General features: G+C 71.6%; 15 protein-coding genes. 3 read left to right on the top strand and 12 right to left on the bottom strand.

Annotated elements, in window-relative coordinates; translation table 11 throughout:
* Positions 1–7: 7 nt before the first annotated feature.
* The 4 genes from A3CE_RS56740 to A3CE_RS0127145 all read right to left on the bottom strand — a co-directional run bounded on the left by A3CE_RS56740 (position 8) and on the right by A3CE_RS0127145 (position 4,803).
* Complete coding sequence (locus tag A3CE_RS56740; RefSeq protein ID WP_020643248.1) at positions 8–2,401, bottom strand: collagen-like domain-containing protein; 2,394 nt, start codon at positions 2,399–2,401, stop codon at positions 8–10.
* Positions 2,401–2,715 carry a hypothetical protein gene (locus A3CE_RS0127155; RefSeq protein WP_020643247.1) on the bottom strand — a complete coding sequence of 105 codons (315 nt, stop codon included), beginning with the start codon at positions 2,713–2,715 and terminating at the stop codon, positions 2,401–2,403. The genes A3CE_RS56740 and A3CE_RS0127155 overlap by 1 nt, the downstream gene beginning before the upstream one ends.
* Before the next feature lie 133 nt (positions 2,716–2,848).
* On the bottom strand, positions 2,849–3,127 hold the full coding sequence (locus tag A3CE_RS0127150) for an acyl carrier protein (protein WP_020643246.1): 279 nt from the start codon (positions 3,125–3,127) through the stop codon (positions 2,849–2,851).
* Between the two features lie 26 nt (positions 3,128–3,153).
* The gene (locus tag A3CE_RS0127145) at positions 3,154–4,803 is read right to left on the bottom strand and encodes a fatty acyl-AMP ligase (protein WP_020643245.1); all 1,650 of its coding nucleotides are present in this window, start codon (positions 4,801–4,803) and stop codon (positions 3,154–3,156) included.
* 14 nt (positions 4,804–4,817) lie between these two features.
* Here A3CE_RS0127145 and A3CE_RS0127140 point away from each other — a divergent pair, with 14 nt between their 5' ends.
* Positions 4,818–5,756, top strand: a complete 939-nt coding sequence (locus A3CE_RS0127140; protein WP_020643244.1) for a cytochrome P450 family protein — start codon at positions 4,818–4,820, stop codon at positions 5,754–5,756.
* Positions 5,757–5,781: 25 nt separating this feature from the next.
* Here A3CE_RS0127140 and glmM read toward each other — a convergent pair whose 3' ends face one another.
* From glmM to rplM, 3 genes are all read right to left on the bottom strand, one after another.
* Positions 5,782–7,116 (bottom strand): phosphoglucosamine mutase, encoded by a 1,335-nt coding sequence (gene glmM, locus A3CE_RS0127135; RefSeq protein WP_020643243.1) that lies wholly within the window; start codon positions 7,114–7,116, stop codon positions 5,782–5,784.
* Between the two features lie 196 nt (positions 7,117–7,312).
* Positions 7,313–7,918 (bottom strand): 30S ribosomal protein S9, encoded by a 606-nt coding sequence (rpsI, locus tag A3CE_RS59340; protein WP_020643242.1) that lies wholly within the window; start codon positions 7,916–7,918, stop codon positions 7,313–7,315.
* Between the two features lie 14 nt (positions 7,919–7,932).
* Positions 7,933–8,385 carry a 50S ribosomal protein L13 gene (gene rplM, locus A3CE_RS0127125; RefSeq protein WP_020643241.1) on the bottom strand — a complete coding sequence of 151 codons (453 nt, stop codon included), beginning with the start codon at positions 8,383–8,385 and terminating at the stop codon, positions 7,933–7,935.
* A 260-nt stretch (positions 8,386–8,645) separates the two neighbouring features.
* Here rplM and A3CE_RS0127120 point away from each other — a divergent pair, with 260 nt between their 5' ends.
* A complete protein-coding gene (locus tag A3CE_RS0127120; protein ID WP_020643240.1) occupies positions 8,646–9,539 on the top strand; it encodes a hypothetical protein in 894 nt (297 codons plus the stop codon).
* Positions 9,540–9,568: 29 nt separating this feature from the next.
* Positions 9,569–10,273, top strand: a complete 705-nt coding sequence (locus tag A3CE_RS0127115; protein ID WP_020643239.1) for a DUF4333 domain-containing protein — start codon at positions 9,569–9,571, stop codon at positions 10,271–10,273.
* 139 nt (positions 10,274–10,412) lie between these two features.
* Here A3CE_RS0127115 and A3CE_RS0127110 read toward each other — a convergent pair whose 3' ends face one another.
* The 5 genes from A3CE_RS0127110 to A3CE_RS0127090 form a co-directional block, all read right to left on the bottom strand.
* Complete coding sequence (locus A3CE_RS0127110) at positions 10,413–10,703, bottom strand: WXG100 family type VII secretion target (RefSeq protein ID WP_020643238.1); 291 nt, start codon at positions 10,701–10,703, stop codon at positions 10,413–10,415.
* A 56-nt stretch (positions 10,704–10,759) separates the two neighbouring features.
* Positions 10,760–11,092 (bottom strand): WXG100 family type VII secretion target, encoded by a 333-nt coding sequence (locus A3CE_RS0127105; protein WP_084641806.1) that lies wholly within the window; start codon positions 11,090–11,092, stop codon positions 10,760–10,762.
* Positions 11,093–11,345: 253 nt separating this feature from the next.
* Positions 11,346–11,693, bottom strand: a complete 348-nt coding sequence (locus A3CE_RS0127100; protein ID WP_020643236.1) for a hypothetical protein — start codon at positions 11,691–11,693, stop codon at positions 11,346–11,348.
* A gap of 14 nt (positions 11,694–11,707) precedes the next feature.
* Entirely contained in the window at positions 11,708–13,720 is a 2,013-nt protein-coding gene (locus tag A3CE_RS0127095) for a type VII secretion-associated protein (RefSeq protein ID WP_020643235.1), read from the bottom strand.
* Between the two features lie 97 nt (positions 13,721–13,817).
* A complete protein-coding gene (locus A3CE_RS0127090) occupies positions 13,818–17,837 on the bottom strand; it encodes a type VII secretion protein EccC (RefSeq protein ID WP_020643234.1) in 4,020 nt (1,339 codons plus the stop codon).
* Positions 17,838–18,013: the final 176 nt, after the last annotated feature.

Below are 18,013 nucleotides of genomic sequence, written 5' to 3'. Positions count from 1 at the left end.
TACCCCCTCATCGCTCGTAGCTGATCGAACGCTCGCCGTCGTCGTCCAGCGACCCGCTGATCCGCCCGCCGGACCCGCTGGTCTCGAAGACCGCGCCTTCGACGCGGTACTGGCTCGGGCCGCGCTGCTGGTCACCGCCGCCACCGCCGCCGCCGGGCGACCCGCCCATCATGCCGCCCATCATGCCCATGCCGGGCATCGAGCCGGACGACGAGGCGCCGCCCATCGGCGCCGACGCCATCGCGTGGTCCATCCCGGTGGGGGCGACGCCGAGCCCGACGTCCGCCGAAGCCACCGGCGTGGTGGCGCCGGTGGTGGCCCCCGCTTCGAGCGCGGTGCCGTCGCCGGTGATCGCGTTCCCGAACCCCGCCGTGGTGGTCGCGTCGGCCGAGCCGCCGGCACCGACGTCCGCACCGCCGCCGGCCGAGCCGCCACCGCCCACCGCGGCACCGCCGCCGTCGCCGCCCGCGCTCGCGTCGGCGGTCACGGCGCCGGCGTCCACGCCGCCGGGGGCGGTGAACCCGCCGGCCACGGCGGGGGTCGTCGGGACCGGCTGGCCGTCGGCGGTCGCCGGCAGCGTGGTGACCTTCTCCGGCTTGCCGTCCGCACCGACCGGGCCGGTCGCCTTGTCGCCGCCGGCGCCCTTGTCCTGGCCGGCGCCCTTGTCCTGCCCGTCGGTCTTGGCGTCGCCGCTCTTCTCGTCGTCCAGGGTGTAGGTGGTCGGCTCGCCCTTGCCGTCGTCGACCGTCACCACGGTGGGCCCGTCCGGGCCGTCCGGCTGCTCGGCGGTGATCTTGAGGTTGCCGTCCTGGATGTGGATCTTGCCGTCCGGGCCCGGGTGGTACGCGCCGTCCGGCCCCGGCTTGCCGTCCTTCGTGCCCTGCGGGCCGAAGTCGCCGGTCTTGCCGTCCTTGCCGTCGGCCCCGGCGGCGCCGTCCTTGGCCTCGCCGTCCTTCGGGTTGTCGAAGTCGAGCTTGTAGTCCTTCGGGTGACCCTTGCCGTCGTCGACCTTGACGTCCATCTTGCCGTCCTGGTCGGGCTCGGTCATCGAGATCTTGTTGTCACCCTTCTGGACCGTGACGTTGTCGTGGTCGACGTCCTTGATCGTCTCCCCGGTCTTGGGGTCGATCGGGTAGGGCTGCCCGGTGTCCGGGTTGACCTCCAGCGGCTTGCCGGTGACGGGGTTCGTGCCGTCGCCGGGCTTGTGCTCCGGCTCGGCGGTCGGCGGCGGGGACGCCGACGGCGTCGTCGTGCCGCCGCCACCCGTGCCGCTCCCGCCTCCGGTGCCCGTCCCGGTCCCGGTCCCGGTGCCGGTCCCCGTGCCGGTCCCGGTGCCGTTTCCGTTGCCCTCGCTGGGCTTCGGCGCGGTGGCCGGGTCGGGGAACGGGTTCGTGTACTCGGCCATGAACCGCGTCAGGGTGTGGAAGTGCTGGTTGATCGTGTCGGTGGTGTTCTTGCACAACGCCTTGAAAGCGTCGTAGCGCTGCCCGAAATCGGCCGCGAAGCTGCCCTTGAGCCACTGCTTCGCCGCGCCGATCGCGTATTCCTTGTTGTCGTCGTTCAGGTCCTTGCTGTCGTCGCGCAGCCGCTTCTCGAGGTCGTTGCCCGGGCACACCGAGTCGAGCCAGTGCGCGATGTCGAGCAGCTTGTCCTTCGAGCCGACCTTGCCGTTCGCGACCTCGACGACCTGCTTCGCGATGTACAGCGGCGCGGTGGCGACCTTGTCCGTACGCAGCTTCAGCACCTCGTCGACCTTCGTCTTCAAGGAGGTGTAGATGTGCGTCATGGTCTCGGGGACGAGCTTCCCGACACCCTCCATCTGCGTCAGCAGTTCCTGGGCGTCGGGCTGGATCCGCTGCTCGTACTTGACCTTGGCCGCCTTGGCGCCGTCGCCCTTCCAGTCGTGGAACAGCGTGTTCAGCGAGTTCGTGGCGTCGGTGCGGGTCTGGTCGACGACCTGGTGCGACTTGGTCATGTCCTCGACCTCGTCGAGGAACTTCTGGAAGTCGATCTCCCGGTTCTCGTGGAACTTGTCCCAGACGTCCTTCTTGTAGTCGATGGCGCCCGGGCAGTCCGGCATCTTGTTCCACACCTGGTCGGACCACTGCGAGAAGAAGTCGAGCGCGGGGTTGCCGAGGTCGAGCACCTCGTCGGACTTCTTGACGCCGACGCCGCCGACCCCGGGGGGCGTCTGGGTCTGCAGGTCCTGCTCCGCCTTCTTGGCGGCGTCGTTCTGCGCCTTGTCGGCCTGCGCGTTCGAGTCGTGCTCGGCCTTGGCCTTGGCGTAGGCCTGGTCCGGGTTCCCGAACAGCATCGCGGTGAGGAGGGCGTCCTTGGTGCCCGCGGTGACGTACGGGTCGTCGAGCATGGCCTGGATCTCGGCCTTGGTGGGCTGTGCCATCAGTTCGACCCCGCCTTCTTCGCGGCCGCCGCCTGCTGCTCGTCGGCGGTGGTGTACTTGGTCGCGGCCGTGCCGACGCCGCCGCCGAGCTGGGTCAGCTGGCCCGCGTACCCCTTCATCGCCGCGCCGATGCTGTCGATCCCGGTCTTGTAGTCGGTGAAGTACTGGCCGTGGACGCGGCCGAAGGACTGCTGGGCCAACGGGGTCGGCGCCACCTTGCCCGCCTGGCTGGTGGTCTTCTCCGCGGCGCGTTCGAGCGCGGTCTGCGCCGTGAGCATCGCGTCTGAACTCGCCTGGTAGCCGCCGTCCGGCATGACCAGCGCCCCCTCCTCGTAGGTGAAACCCTTCGCCCCGCACTGTCCCGACTACGACGCACGCCGACGGCCTGCGGTGCCATCGCATATGCACACAGAATGTACCGAGCGGCTGTCCGGGCCGCCCGGGCCTTCACCCGGTCCGCTGCCCCAACCGGACCACGGGCCGGTCGCCCTCGATCGTCTCCGCGAGCACCTCGGCGGCGTTCCGGATGTCGACCAGCCGGTCGAGCTCGTCGAGGTCGATTTCGAGGCCGAATTCGACCTCGACCTCCACGAGCAGCCGGACCCGTTGCCGGGAGTCGACACCCATTTCGGCGAACGGGGTGTCCGTGTCGATCGTCGCGGCATCGACGTCGAACACCCGGCACACGAGGGCGGTGATCCGGTCGAAGTAGTCCGCGGCGGGCATCTACTGATTGTGACTCATGCCCGCACTCAGCGGGGCCGTTTGGCCCAAAAGCGGGTCCTGGCCGCCGACCGGGACACCTTCCCGCTCGAGGTCCGCGGCAACGAACCGGGCTTGACCAGCAGGAATTCGTGCACCCGGAGGTCGTGGCCGGTGACGACGGCCCGCTTCGCCGCCCGCGCCACCTCGTCTTCGGACACCCCGGCGCCCGCGGCGCCGCGGGCGCGTTCGGCGACGACCACGAGCTTCTCCCCCGCCGGGTCGTCCACGCCGAACGCGGCGATCCGGTCCGGCCCCAGCACCGGGTGGGCCGCGGCGACGGTCTCCTCGATGTCGTGCGGGTAGTGGTTGCGGCCGTCCACGATGATCAGGTCGCGGATCCGCCCGGTGACGTAGAGCCGCTCGCCGTCCCAGCGGCCCAGGTCGCCGGTGCGCAGCCAGCCGTCCTCGCCGCCGAGCCGTCCGCCGAACACCGCGGCGGTCAGCTCGGGACGGCGCCAGTAGCCGTCGGCGACGTTGGGCCCGTGCACCCAGATCTCGCCGGTCTCGCCGTCCGGCACGGCGACGCCGCGGTCGGGGTCGACGATGCGCAGCCGCTGACCGCGCGGCCGTCCGGCGGAGACCAGCTCGCGGCCGTCCACCTCGGCCACGAACGGACCTTCGGCGTCGCCGGCGGCGACGAAAACGGTCCCTTCGGCCAGCCCGTACGACGGCCGGTACGCCCCGCGAGGGAACCCGTAGGGCTCGTATGCGGCGAGGAACGTCTCGACGGTCTTCGCGCGCACGGGCTCGCTGCCGTTGAGCGCGACGTGCACCCCGGACAGGTCGAACTCGCGGCGCCGCACCTCGGGCACGGCTTCCACCAGCAGGTCGTACGCGAAGTTCGGGGCCGCGGTGAGCGTCTTCGGGTACGCCGACATCATCGTCAGCCAGCGGGCCGGGCGGCGGACGAACTCCAGCGGCGCCAGGAACACCGACCGCCCGCCGCTGTGCACCGGCCCGCAGACCAGCTGGATCAGCCCCATGTCGTGGAAGAACGGGATCCAGCCGACGCAGGTCACAGCGGAATCGACGGCGTAGGCGGCGCACACCTGCCAGCAGGCGGCGGCGAGCGCGCGGTGGCTGATCACGACACCGGCCGGGGAACGGGTGGTGCCGGAGGTGTACTGCAGGTAGGCCGGGTCCGCCGGGCGAACCGGAGCGGGCGGGAACTCGCCGGCCTCGGCCAGGGCGTCCACCGCGACGACGGCACGCGGCCGCGGGACGCCCGCCAGCTCGCGCACCCGCTCCAGCAGCGGCTCGGAGGTCAGCCAGACGGCGGCGTCGCAGTCGTTCAGCGCGCCGGCGAGCCGCTCGCGCTGCGCTCGCAGGTCCGGCGCCGACAGCGGGACGGCCACGGCACCGGCGTAGAGCGCGCCGAAGAACGCCACGACGTACGACAGGTCCTGCCGCGCGATGATCGCGACGCGCTCGCCGGGTTCCACCAGTTCGCGCAGCACCGCGGCGACGGCGCGGACCCGCACCAGCAGCTCGGCCCAGGTCAGCGTGCGCTCGGCGAGTTCGGCGCCGCCGGAGCAGTCGAGGTGGGTGAAGGCCGGGCGGTGGTCGGCGGCGCGGGCGGCCAGCCGGTGCGTCAGCGGGGTCGCCAGCACGTCTTCGGGAACCTCGTCCGGCACCACGGCATCATACGGAGGTGGACGACTTCCTCGTACTGGACGCACGGGCGGACCGGACCGCCGTGCTCCGCGACCCGCGGCTGAGCTCGAGCCCGGACACGTCGGTCCCGGCGAACCTGCTGTTCATGGACGGCGAGGAGCACCGGCGGCTGCGGGAGGTCGTCAAGGAGGTCATCGCCCTGACCGAACCGCTGCCCGCCGAGGTCGGCGCCGGAATCGAAGAGATCGTGAGCGGGCTGGCGGACCGGGCCGAATTCGACCTGGTGGCCGACTTCGGCCTGCCGGTGGCCGCCCTGGTCGCCGCCGCCGTGCTGGGTGCGGGACCGTTCGACGACCGGTTTCTCGCGGCGCTCTCGGAGACCACGGCGAACCTGAACGTGTGGTCGGGGGAAGCCTCTCCGGCAGGCGACGTCGCGGCGCTGCGCGTGGCGATGTTCTTCCTGAAGGCCCCAGCAGCCGAAGGCGGTGGGCTGGCCCTGCTGCGCCGCGCGTGCGCGGAGGGGCGGATCAGCGAGGACGAGCTGATGGTGACGCCGGTGATGCTCGCGCACGCGGCGTACGAGAACTCGATGAACTTCCTGGCGGTGGCCGGCCTGGGCATGGTGACGACCCCGGGCAGGTGTCCCGGCGCGGCGGAAGTGCGGGGGCTGGTCCAGGAGATCGCCCCGACCCGGTACGCGGCCCGGCGGGCGACGGGCGAATGCGTGATCGCGGGCCGGCCGCTCGAGCCGGGCGCCAAGGTGGCGATCCCGCTGGGCGACGGCCTGGCGTTCGGCCTGGGCCGGCACGCGTGCCCGGGATCGCGGGTGGCGGTGGCGGAGGGCGAGATCGCGCTGCGCGCGCTGGCGCGGGTCCTCACCCCGGACCACACCGTCACCGAGGTGGCCTGGAAGGCCCACCCGGTGTTCCACGGCCTGGCCTCGGCGCAAGTGGTCGTGCGTGTTCAGGCGGGTTAGAACCCGCCTGAACACTCACGACGGGTCAGGAAACGGCGGAGACCACACCGGCCAGGCGGTCGGCCGCGGCCTGGGCCGTCGACTGCGCCGGAGCCTCCACCATCACCCGTACCAGCTGCTCGGTGCCGGACGGGCGCAGCAGCACCCGGCCTTCCTCGCCCAGCTCGGCTTCGACCTCGCCGACGGCGTCGCGGACCTCGGACGAGCCGGCCACCGCCGCCTTGTTCGCGACCGGGACGTTCACCAGCACCTGCGGCAGCCGGTTCATCACCGCCGCCAGGTCGGCCAGGGACTTGCCCGTCGCCGCCATGCGGCTCATCAGGCGCAGCGCCGTCAGCAGGCCGTCGCCGGTGGTCGCGTGGGCCGGGAGCACCACGTGGCCGGACTGCTCGCCGCCGAGGGCGAAACCGCCCGCGCGCAGCTCCTCCAGCACGTACCGGTCGCCCACCGCCGTCGTGACGACCGTGATGCCGTGGGCCTTCATCGCCAGGTGCAGGCCGAGGTTGCTCATCACCGTCGCGACCAGCGTGTCCTTGGTCAGCTCGCCGGACTCGGCCAGCGCGAGCGCCAGCACCGCCATGATCTGGTCGCCGTCCACCAGCTCGCCGGCGGAGTCGACGGCCACGCAGCGGTCGGCGTCGCCGTCGTGGGCGATACCGAGGTCGGCGCCGTGCGCGACGACCGCCTCGCGCAGCTTCTCGGGGTGGTTGGACCCGCAGTGCTGGTTGATGTTGATGCCGTCCGGGTCGGCGTGCAGCGCGACGACCTCGGCGCCGGCGCGGCGGTAGATCTCGGGCGCGGCCGCGGCGGAGGCGCCGTTGGCGCAGTCGACGACCACCTTGAGCCCGGCGAGCGGGTGCGGGGTGACCTCGAGCAGGTGGGCGGCGTAGCGGTCGAGTGCGTCTTCGACGTCCGTGACGCGCCCCACACCCGCGCCGGTCGGGCGCACGGCGTCGGCGGCCAGGCCGGCTTCGATCTCGTCCTCGATGCCGTCGGGGAGCTTGTGCCCGCCCGCGGCGAAGAGCTTGATGCCGTTGTCGGGCATCGGGTTGTGCGACGCGGAGATCATCACGCCCAGATCGGCATCGAGCGCGCCGACCAGGTAGGCGACGGCCGGCGTCGGCAGGACGCCGACCAGGCGCACGTCGGCCCCGGCGGACGTGAGGCCGGCCACGACGGCGGCCTCCAGCATCTCGCCGCTGGCGCGCGGGTCACGGCCGACGACCGCGACCGGCCGGTGCGAGCGGTCGTGCGCGGCGAGCACGCGGGCGGCGCTGGCCGCCAGCGCCATGGCGAGCTCCGGCGTCAGCTCGGCGTTGGCCAGGCCACGCACCCCGTCGGTCCCGAACAGGCGTGCCATCTGTCGACCTCCTCTTTGTGGTGACCCAGTACAACCACCACGACAACCTAACGACCCTGACGGACCGCGAGCTCCTGCCCCCGGATATCGCTGCGGCCCCCGGAAACGACACAGTGCCGGTCGTTACCCCGGAAACGCCGGAGCGCCCATCCGATGGACGGATGGGCGCTCCGGTGAGTTGCGCCGGAAGGCGCGATCAGCGCTTGCTGTACTGCGGGGCCTTACGGGCCTTCTTGAGGCCGTACTTCTTCCGCTCCGTGGCGCGCGCGTCACGGGTCAGGAAGCCGGCCTTCTTGAGGGCCGGGCGGTCGTCCGCGTCGACCTCGATGAGCGCGCGGGCGATCGCCAGGCGCAGCGCGCCGGCCTGGCCGGAGACGCCGCCACCGTGCAGGTTGGCGAAGATGTCGAACGATTCCGGCTTCTCGACCAGGACCAGCGGCTCACGGATGAGCTGCTGGTGCACCTTGTTCGGGAAGTACTCCTCGAGGGTGCGGCCGTTGAGCTTGAACTCGCCGGTGCCCGGGACGACCCGCACGCGGACGACGGCTTCCTTGCGGCGGCCGACGGTCTGCGCGTTGCCGCCGGCGGCCCGCGACGGGCGCGGCGCGGCAGCGGACTCGCTGGTCGCGACCGGAGTCTCGCTGGTCGCGACCGGGGTTTCGCTGGTCGCAACCGGAGTTTCGCTGGTGGCGACCGGCGTCTCGCTGGTCGCAACCGGGGTTTCGCTGGCCGCGACGGCGCCGGTCTCGGTCGCCTCGGTGGCCTCGACGACCTCGGGGGTCTCGGTCTCGGTGCTGGTCACAGACTGTTCCTCACTCACTGCGCGACCTGCGCGATCTTGGTGATCTCGCGCGCCTGCGGCTGCTGCGCGGCGTGCGGGTGCTGCGGGCCGGCATACACCTTGAGCTTCTTCGCCTGGGCGCGGCCGAGCTTGTTCTTCGGCAGCATGCCCTTGACGACCTTCTCGACCAGGTGCTCGGGCTTGGTGTCGAGCAGCTCGCCGAACGAGCGCTTCCGCAGACCGCCCGGGTAACCGCTGTGCCGGTAGGCGAACTTCTGCTCGCGCTTGTTACCGGTGAGCGCGACCTTCTCGGCGTTGACGATGACGACGAAGTCGCCGGTGTCCATGTGAGGGGCGTAGGTCGGCTTGTGCTTGCCGCGCAGCAGCGTGGCGACCTCGGTCGCAAGCCGGCCGAGCACGACATCCTCGGCGTCGATCACGTGCCAGGCACGAGTGACGTCGCCGGGCTTGGGGCTGTACGTGGGCAAGGGTCTACCTCGTCGTCAACATTGCGTGTGGGTTCTGTGCGGGCCTAGCGCTGATGCGCCGCAACGCACAACGACATATGAAGATACCCGCACGCCCACCGCACCCGTGCATCGGGGGTGGGTGGAAGCGCCCATACTAGGCTCCGGGCGGCCCGGGCGCAGCCGGGACTCTACCCGGTTTTCCCCGCGAAGTGCCCGCACGCACCGGCGCGACACGCGAGGATGGGACGATCCGGGGCACAGTCGAGCAGGGGACGGCGATGCGGAAACGACCGAAGGCGATCTTCGTCCTGGGTGCCCTGCTGGCCCTGGTCAGCGCCTGCGGCCAGGCGAAAGCGGGCACGGCACTGCCGAAGGGCGACGACGCGGCGGACTACGTCGGCGGCAAGTTCGAGCAGGTGATCGGCAAGCTCTCCGACGCCATCACCGACACGCGCGACGTCACCAACTCGCTGGACGCCTACTTCAAGTTCGACGACAAGTGGATCCACAGCGTCGTCACGTCGGCCCGCACCGGCAGCCCGGAGAGCCGGGCGGTGCGGCACCGCTCGCTGAAGAACCCCGACGAGATCATCGACACGTTCACCCCGGCGGACGGCGCGGTCGAATACACCTACCTCGGCCCGGTGTACGTGCAGAAGGGCGTCTCGCCGACGGCGTGGGTGTCGATGCCGAAGCCCGAAGCGGGCACGCTCCTGCCGTGCGCGTGGGGTGGCGTGCTCACCCCGTGCCGGATGGCGGCCTCGGCCCTCGACGCCTACAAGGCCGACAAACGCGCCGTGCGCGGGGCGAAGAGCCTCGGCGACGGCAAGACCGCGCTGACGGTGAACGTGCCCTTCGGGACCTTCGTCCAGAACCGGGTCGAGATCCTGCCGCAGAACCTGGTCGACCAGGTCGGGCCGGAGCTGAAGAAGGCCGCGGTCCCGGCCACGATCACGCTGAACCCGGACGGCAGCCTGGTCTCCTTCGTGCTGGACGCCAAGTTCGCCGGCGACGGCCACCGGCTCGAGCTCAAGTACGACTTCAGGTTCACCGGCCCGGCGAGCCCGCAGGACATGCCGAAACTGCCGGACGCCTCGCAGATCACGGTGCTGCCGGACCGGGCGGCGATGGACGACTTCTACCGGCGGCTCGGCGAAGCGCAGGGCAGCTGAGGCGTGACCACGACCCGAGGTGATCTCCGATGACACCACCGTCCCAGCCGCCCGGCCCGCAGCAGCCGCAGTGGTGGCAGCCCCCGGCCGACCCGCGGGGTGCGCCTCCGCAGCCCGGCGCGTGGCAGCTCGAGCAGCAGGCGACCGGCCCGCACGCCGGCCAGTGGCAGCCGAACCCGGACCCGGGTGCGGTCACCGGTTCCCCCACGGGCCCGTGGAACCCGGGCCCGCCCGGACCGACCGGGTCGTTCTCGGGGCCGTGGCCGCCGGGACAGCCGCCGGGCGGTCCGTGGGCGCCGCCGTCCCAGCCGGTCCCGCAGCCGCAACCGGGGCCGCCGGCGCCCGGTCAGTACGGCGGCGGGTTCCAGCCGGCGCAGTACGGCGGGCTCGGCGCGTTCCCCGCCGAGCCGGCGAAGAAGCCGAAGTCGAAGAAACCGTTGCTGCTCGGCGGAATCGCCGTCCTGGTGCTCGTGGCGGGCGGCGGCGCCGCGTGGCTGCTCGGCGCGTTCCGCGGTGACGTGCTGGACCGGCAGTCCCTTCAGGACGGTGTGGTGAAGGTCCTGAACGAGAACTACGGCGAGCCCGACGTGAAGAACGCGCAGTGCCCGGCGGACGAAGCCGCCGTGAACGGGACGACCTTCGACTGCACCGTCACCATCGGCGGGCAGCAGAAGAAGGTCACCGTGCGCGTGCTCAACGACCGGCCGGAGTACGAGGTCGGCGCACCGCACTGAGTCACCTTGCCCGCACGGGAGTCACCTTGCCCGCACGGGAATCATCCTTGCCCGCACGGGAGTTTTTCCCTGCCCCGCAACGGCTCTGTTGCCACGCAAAGAAACGGCGGGGCCCGCCGTGGTTTCCGGGGTCACCGGCTCAGAACAGGCCTTCGACGGCCTTGTCCGTGGTCTGGTAACCATCGGAGATCTGCGGCAGGGCGGCGGCGATCTGCGCCAGAACCTGCTTCAGGTCCTCGAACTTCTGGTCCCAGTTGCGCTGGGCCTGGTCGTACTGCTCCTTCGCGGAACCGGTCCAGGTGGTGATCAGCGGCTTGAGGTCGTCCTTCAGCTGGTCGAAGGCGGCCTGCAGTTCGCCACCGGTGGCCTTGCAGTCGTCAGCGGCAGCCTGGATGGTGGCGTAATTGACGAGAATGTGGCCGTCGGGCATGGTGCACTCCTCTTATGCGGGAAAGTTCGGTGTCGGCAGGGAAGTCGAAGTGAAGATCAGGGGTTGAGGCGGTCGAAGCCCGCGTTGACCGCGCGCATGATCTCCTGCTGCTCCTGCTCGGACTTCTCGTACTTCGAGCCGGCTTCCTTGAGCAGGTCGGCGATCTTCTGCAGCGACTGGTTGATGCCGCGGGCGTCCTCGTCGAAGCGGTTCATGACGTTGTCGAACGCCTTCGCCGCCGCGCCCTGCCAGCCGGCGCGAGTGGCCTCGATGCGGTCGCGCAGCGTCGCCAGGTTGGTGTCCATGTGCGCGCGCACCTCGGTCACCTTCTGCTCGGACGAGGTGAACTGCTCGACTGTCCCCGTGAATCCAGATCCAGCTCCAGCCATGCTGAAACCCCCTTCATAAGAGTGGTTGTGTCCGTACCGAGCTTGTTCGTCGTACGGCCCTACGACGCAGACACTGCCACGTCCGGTTCCCCCTTGTCGTGGTTTGCCCGCAAGTAGTTGCTTGCGTGAACGCCCACGCCGGGAACCGATCGCCGCGGGTATTCCGAGTAACCCCCGATTCAGCGACAGTTCACCCGAAAAAACGTTCCCCACCAGCGGAATTAACACACGCACAGCGAGCGCGGAGACGGCGTCAGCGATCTCGTTTCATGATTCGCATCTGGGAAAAGTCTTCTTCGTCGTCACCCGGCCGAGGGGCGTCGGCGGGAAGTTGCGAACGCGAAGGAACCGGATCGGGAACCGCGGGGACCGCCAGCCCGCGGGCCCGGCGGAACCGTTCGGCGGCGGCGCGCAGCGAGCCGGGTGCCGGATCGGCGGACTTCGCCCCGCGCCCGCTGCTCTTGAGGAGCTCCGCGTTCTCGCTGTGCCGGCGCAGGCTGCGCGCCTTCGCGTTCCCGGCGACGCGGCGCGCGTGCGTCACCGCGTCCTGCCCGATCCGAGTGAAGGACGCCGCGGCGCTTTCGAACTCCCGGGACGGCACGGCGGGCCCCTCTCTCAGCTGACGATCTCGACCGTGCGCACGGCCTGCGCGCAAGCCGTGGCGACGCGGTCCCGGAGCTGGGCCGTGGCGTACTGGCACCCGACGTGGACCCGGATACGGCCCTTCGCGACGACGTACCAGTCGACCTGCAGATCGGGCCGGTTCGGCTTGCTCTCGTGGTACCCGATCACCGTCTTGCCGGCGTAGGCCAGGTTCGGGTTGAACGCGCTCCAGCGCTCGGGGTCGGCGTCCGCGCTGCGCTTGAGCTCGCCGGCGAGCTTCCGCGGGTCGGCGGTCGCGTCGTAGTCCATGACGTACTCCTGCGCGACCAGGAGGTCGTTGCCGTCGCGGGCCTCCTGCGGGTGGATGACGACCTGCCGGTCGGCGACCCGGTCGTCGGTCTGGACCCAGTCTTCGGGCGCGACGAACTTGAAGTCGTACTGCGAGAGCGTCCGGCCGCTTTCGGGCCGGCTGCCGGCGCCGGGTTTGCCGTACACGAGGATCCCGCCGACGACGAGCGCGGCCACGACGATCACGACGACAGCGGCGATCCCCCACAGGCGGCCCCGCCCCGGCGGCTTCGCGGCCGCTTCGCCCGCCCCGACGGGCCGCACGCCCGGCGCCGCCTGCCCGGCGGGCGGCGCGGCCGGCGTCCAGGGGCGGGCCACCGGCTGGCCGTGCGGCGGGGACGGCGGCGGTGACGCCTGCCGGTTCGCGTTCGGCGGGAACCCACCCGGCGCGGCCGGGGTGCGTGGCGGGGCCGGGCGCGGGGCGACGTCGCCGGGCCGGACGACCTCCGTGCGCTGCGCCGCCGGGCCGAGGGCGCCGCCGGGCACCGCGGCGAGCCGCGCCATCGCTTCGCCCGGGAGCGCGCCGGTGCGGTCCGGGTCCACCAGCACCGCCCGCAGCGCGCCGCGCGCGACGACCGTCTCGGGCTGGTCGAGGCTCGTCGGCACGATGCCGGCGCGTTCGTGCACCAGCCGCGAGATCATCGGGATCCGGCTCGACCCGCCGACCAGGAAGATCGCCGTCAGCTGCTTCGGCCGCAGGCCCGCGTCGCCGATCGCCGCGACCGTCAGCTCCACCGCGCGGCCCAGCGGCGCCGCGATCAGCCGTTCCAGGTCTTCGCGGGTGACGTGCGCGTCGGCGAACGGCGGCGGCATCGGCACGTCGGTGTAGGCATGCCGCGACAACGTTTCCTTCGCGCCCCGCACGTCCTGCCGCAGCACCCGGCGGCGGCGCCGGTCGGTCAGCTCCCGCCCTTCGACGAGCTGACGCCACGCGTCTGGATCGGCCGCGGACACCAGCGAACCGACGTGCTCCAGCAGCGCCTGGTCGATGTCCGCGCCGCCGAACGACGGGTCGCCGCGGGTGGCGAGCACCTGGAAACCACCGCGCCGCGGACGTCCGGCGCGGTCCCGCGCGGTGTCCGGCGGCAGCCGCCGCACCACGCTGACGTCGACCGTGCCGCCGCCCAGGTCCAGCACCGCCAGCGCGTCACCGGGGCGGCCGCTGAACTCCACGGTGCGGTCGGTCGCCACGTCCTGCGGCGCGAACGTCGCCGCGTGGTAGACCGCCGCCGCGACCGGTTCCGGGACCAGGGCGACCTCGCGCGCCAGCCCGCCGGCGGCCTGCCGCAGCAGCCGGGTGCGGATCGCGCCCCAGTCCGCGGGGTGGGTCAGCACCAGCAGGTCGGCCTCGGCGTCCCCGGCCAGGCGGCGCGCCTCGGCGACCGCGCGCCCCAGCACGGCGTGCACGACGTCGGTCACCCGCAGGACGCTGTCGCCCAGCAGCAGCTCGCCTTCGTCGATCCGCCGCTTGGGGTTCGGCTCGTACCGCGACGGGTCGACGGCCGCCTGCCGCTCGGCCTCCTGGCCGACGAACAGCGTGCCGTCCGCCGCCGCGTACACCGCCGAGGACATCAGCGGCTGGCCGTCGATCACCACGACCTGCGGCTCGCGCCCGTTCACCGAGGCGACGACACAGGTACTCGATGTCCCGAAGTCCACCGCAACCCGGACCGTCACCAGCAGCTCCCGCAGTATTCATTTCCCGCGCCAGGCCGGCGGGGCGCGCCCTCGGGGAGGAACCTACCCCCCGCCCGAGGGCGCCCCGCCGCCGTACTCAGTCGGGTTGGATCCACGAGACCTGGATGAGCTGCTTGCCGTTCTTCCGCGTCAGCAGGTTGCCCCGGCCCGGCGGCATCGCGCTCGGCTTGATGTTGCCGACCAGCGCGCCTTCGTCCCGGGAACCGTTCATGACCATGCCCGGCGCCGCGATCTCCTTGAGCTTGCCGATGATCGGGTCGTACATCGCCTTGCTCGCGCCACCGGTGCGCCGCACGACCACCAGGTGCAGGCCGACGTCCTTGGCCTGGGCCAGGAAGTCGGAGATCTTCCGCAGCGGGTTGGTCGACGACGTCGCCACCAGGTCGTAGTCGTCGACCAGGACGAACAGCTCCGGCCCCTTCCACCAGGAGCGGGTCTTCAGCTGCTCCTGCGTGACGTCCGGGCCGGGCAGGCGCCGCGTCATCGAGTTGAAGACGTCGTTGACCATGCTTTCCAGCTGGTTCGCCGACACCGCGTACCCGAGCAGCGAGTCGCCCTGGACGAAGCCGAGCATCGTGCGCCGGTAGTCGACGAGCAGGATGAGCGCTTCCTGCGACGTGTAGCGCTCCGAGATGCCCCGGGCGATCTGCCGCAGCAGGTTGGTCTTCCCCGACTCGCCGTCCGCGAACGCGTAGAAGTGCGGCTCCGCGTTGAAGTCGAGGTAGATCGGCTGCAGGTTCTCCTCGTTGACCCCGATCGGGATCAGCTTGGAGTCGCGGACGCTGTCGAGGTTGAGCACCTCTTCGTAGGTGATCAGCTCCGGCAGCAGGCGGACCTGCGGCGCGACGCGGCCACGCCACGCGCCCCGGATCTTCGCCACAGCGTCGGCCACGCCGGCGGCGATCGTCTCCGGGTCGCTGGACCCGTCGATCCGCGGCAGGCCGGTCATCATGTGCAGCTTTTCGCGGGTCAGGCCGCGGCCCGGCCGCCCGGCCGGGACGTTGACCGCCACGCGCCGGTCGATGTCCGACTCGGTCGTGTCGCCGAGGCGCAGCTCGAACCGGGTGCCCAGCATGTCCTTGATCGCCGGGCGGATGTCCGCCCACCGGTTGGCCGCGATCACGACGTGCACGCCGTAGGACAGACCCTGCGTGGCGAGCCGGGTGATCGAGGTTTCCAGCTCTTCGAAGTCGTCGCGCAGGGCCCGCCAGTTGTCGACGACGAGGAACGCGTCGCCGAACGGGTCCTGGTCCGGCCGGATCTCGCCGCGGCGCTTGCGGTTGCGGAACTCGGTCATCGAGTCGATGCCCAGCGCGCCGAACCGGCCTTCCCGCTCGGTGAGCAGGGTGGTCAGCTCGGCCACGATCCGGCGGGCCTTGTCCGGCTCGCGCCGCGCGACCGCGACCCCGCCGACGTGCGGCAGGTCGGCCAGCCCGGCCAGGGTGCCACCACCGAGGTCGAGGCAGTAGAACTGCGCCTCGTCCGGGGTGTGCGTCAGCGCCATCGACATGATCAGCGTCCGCAGCATCGTCGACTTGCCCGACTGCGGGCCGCCGACGATCACGCCGTGCCCGGACGCGCCGGCGAAGTCGGCCCACAGCGGGTCGCGCCGCTGCTCGTACGGGCGGTCGATGATGCCCAGCGGCACCTGCAGCCTGCCGTTGCCGAAGAAGCCGACCGGGGACAGGCCGCGGTCGTCGGTCGGGTTCAGGTTGGGCAGCAGCGTGTCGAGCGAGTTCGGGTCCTTCAGCGGCGGCAGCCACACCTCGTGCGCCGGCGGGCCCTGGCCCACCAGCCGCGCCACGATGACGTCGAGCTCGCTGGGTTCGACCGCCTCTTCGGGCGGCCGCTGCTCCTCCTGCACCGGCGCCGCCTCGATCAGCTGCGGCTCCGGCTCCTTCGGCAGCTCGACGAAGTCCGGGACGAACAGCTGCGGCCGCTTGTCCGCGCGGACCACGGTCGCCGCCGGGCCCGCCGCCTTGATGCCGGCCGGCCGGTAGGGGCCCGAGACGTAGGACGCCTTGAACCGCACCAGCGTCGACGTGTCGTACTTGAGGTACCCGCCACCGGGGACCGACGGCAGCTCGAACGCGTCCGGCACGCCGATCGCGGCACGGGACTCCGCCGCCGAGAACGTCTTGAGGCCGATCCGGTACGACAGGTGCGAGTCGAGACCGCGCAGCTTGCCTTCCTCGAGGCGCTGCGAGGCGAGCAGCATGTGCATCTGCAGCGACCGGCCCAGCCGGCCGATGGCGACGAACAGGTCGATGAAGTCCGGCTTCGCCGACAGCAGCTCGGAGAACTCGTCACAGACGATGAACAGCGCGGGCAGCGGGTCGAGGTCGGCGCCGTTTTCGCGCGCTTTCTCGTATTCCCAGACGTTCTTGAAGTTGCCGCCGTTCTTCAGCGCCTCCTGGCGCCGGTTCATCTCGCCCGCCAGCGCGTCCCTCATGCGGTCGACCAGCGTGACCTCGTCCGCGAGGTTGGTGATGACCGCGGAGACGTGCGGGGCCTTGTCCAGGCCCATGAACGTCGCGCCACCCTTGAAGTCGACGAGGACGAAGTTCAGCGTGCTCGACGAGTGCGTGGACAGCAGACCCAGCACCAGGGTGCGGAGGAACTCGGACTTGCCGGAACCGGTCGCCCCGATGCAGAGCCCGTGCGGGCCCATGCCTTCGGCGGCGGCTTCCTTGATGTCCAGCTCGACCGGCTGGCCGTACTCGCCGACGCCGAACGGGACGCGGTAGCGGTCGCGGATCGGGCGCGGCCGCCACGCCTGCTGGACGTCGAAGGTCATCGGGTCGCCCGGGATGCCGAGCAGCTCCAGCAGCGACGGGTTGGACAGCAGCGGCTCTTCGTCGCCGACGTCCTGGCCCGCGGCACCGCCGACGCGGTACGGCGAGATGAGCCGCGCCAGCGACTCGGTTTCGACCAGGCTGAGGGTGTCCGGGCGGCCGAACCACTCGACGCCGCCGGCGCTGCGCGCGCCCAGCCGGTCGGGCTCGACGACCAGGCGGAGGCCGCGGCGGGCGGCGAGGTTGCCGAGGGAGTCGGACAGGTCGACCAGCGTGACGCCGACCAGGCCCTCCTCGAGGACGATCTGCTCTTCCCGGGTGACCTCGGCGTCGTCGATGATGATCACGACGTGCGGCTGGTCCGGCGCCGGGGTGGCGTTGCGGGAGAAGCGCTGGCGGTCACGCAGTTCTTCGTCGAGCCAGTTTTCGATCTGGGCCAGCGAACCGGCCATCATGCGGAGCTGGCCGATGCCGTCCGACAACGTGGGGTGCTGGGCGTGCGGCAGCCACTTCGCCCACTCCCACTCCTCCTTCGCGCGGCCCGCGGTGGCGACCGCGACCAGCACGTCGTCGGGGCTGTGGAAGGCAACGAGCTGCGCGAGCATCGCGCGGGTGAGACCGCGGGTCAGGGCGCGGTCGCCCTGCATGCTCACCGCGGCGAACCCGCGGAGGGTGATCTGGGTCGGCAGGTCCGGCACGATCGAGTGCGCGCGCACGAACCGGCGCAGCGCGAGGGTGGCGATCGGCTCCAGCTCGTCGACGGGCCCGGTCTGGGGCGGGACCAGCCGCGTCGCGAGGCGGTGCGAGCTGCGCCCGACGCGCAGGTGCAGGAAGTCCTGGTCGTTCTGGCGGCGTTCCCACATGCGGCGGCTGCCGGCCAGCGGCCACAGGGACTGCGGGTCGGGGTGCACCCACTCGAGCGCGGCGCGCTGGTCGACCATCGCCTCGCGGGCGCGGTCGCGCATCTGGCCCAGGTAACGGAGGTAGTCCTTGCGGTCTTCGTCCATCTCGGCGCGCTTGGCGCCGCCGCCCTTGCCGCCACCGCCGCCGGCCATCATCCCGAGCGTCCCGACGACCATCATGCCGCCCATGGCCATCATCATCGGGTTCCGGTTGCTGGCCTGGAACATGAAGACCATCATCCCGAGCGACGCGACGATCATCACGACCGGAAGCGCCTTCATGACGATGTTGCCGGGGATGACCCGGGGCACCTCGGGCGGCGGCTCGAGGTGCACCTCGCCGCCCGGCGGCCGCGGTGCCGCCAGCCGCGGCGACTTCTTGAACTGCAGCGTGCTCATCGAAGGACCCCTCATTCAAACTCGACGATGGCGGCCACCGCTTGTTTGGCGCACTCTGGTGCGCGAACAACCTATCGAACGCCTCGGGGGAATTCCGCCGGATGCCGGAACCCCTCGTGAACGCTGCCCTGCCGTCGTGGAGGAAGTGTACGGCCCGCCACCGACAGTAATGCCGG

The sequence above is a fragment of the Amycolatopsis balhimycina FH 1894 genome (genome assembly GCF_000384295.1).
In the GTDB taxonomy this organism is placed as follows: domain Bacteria; phylum Actinomycetota; class Actinomycetes; order Mycobacteriales; family Pseudonocardiaceae; genus Amycolatopsis; species Amycolatopsis balhimycina.
This window is presented reverse-complemented; position numbering and strand designations above follow the sequence as displayed.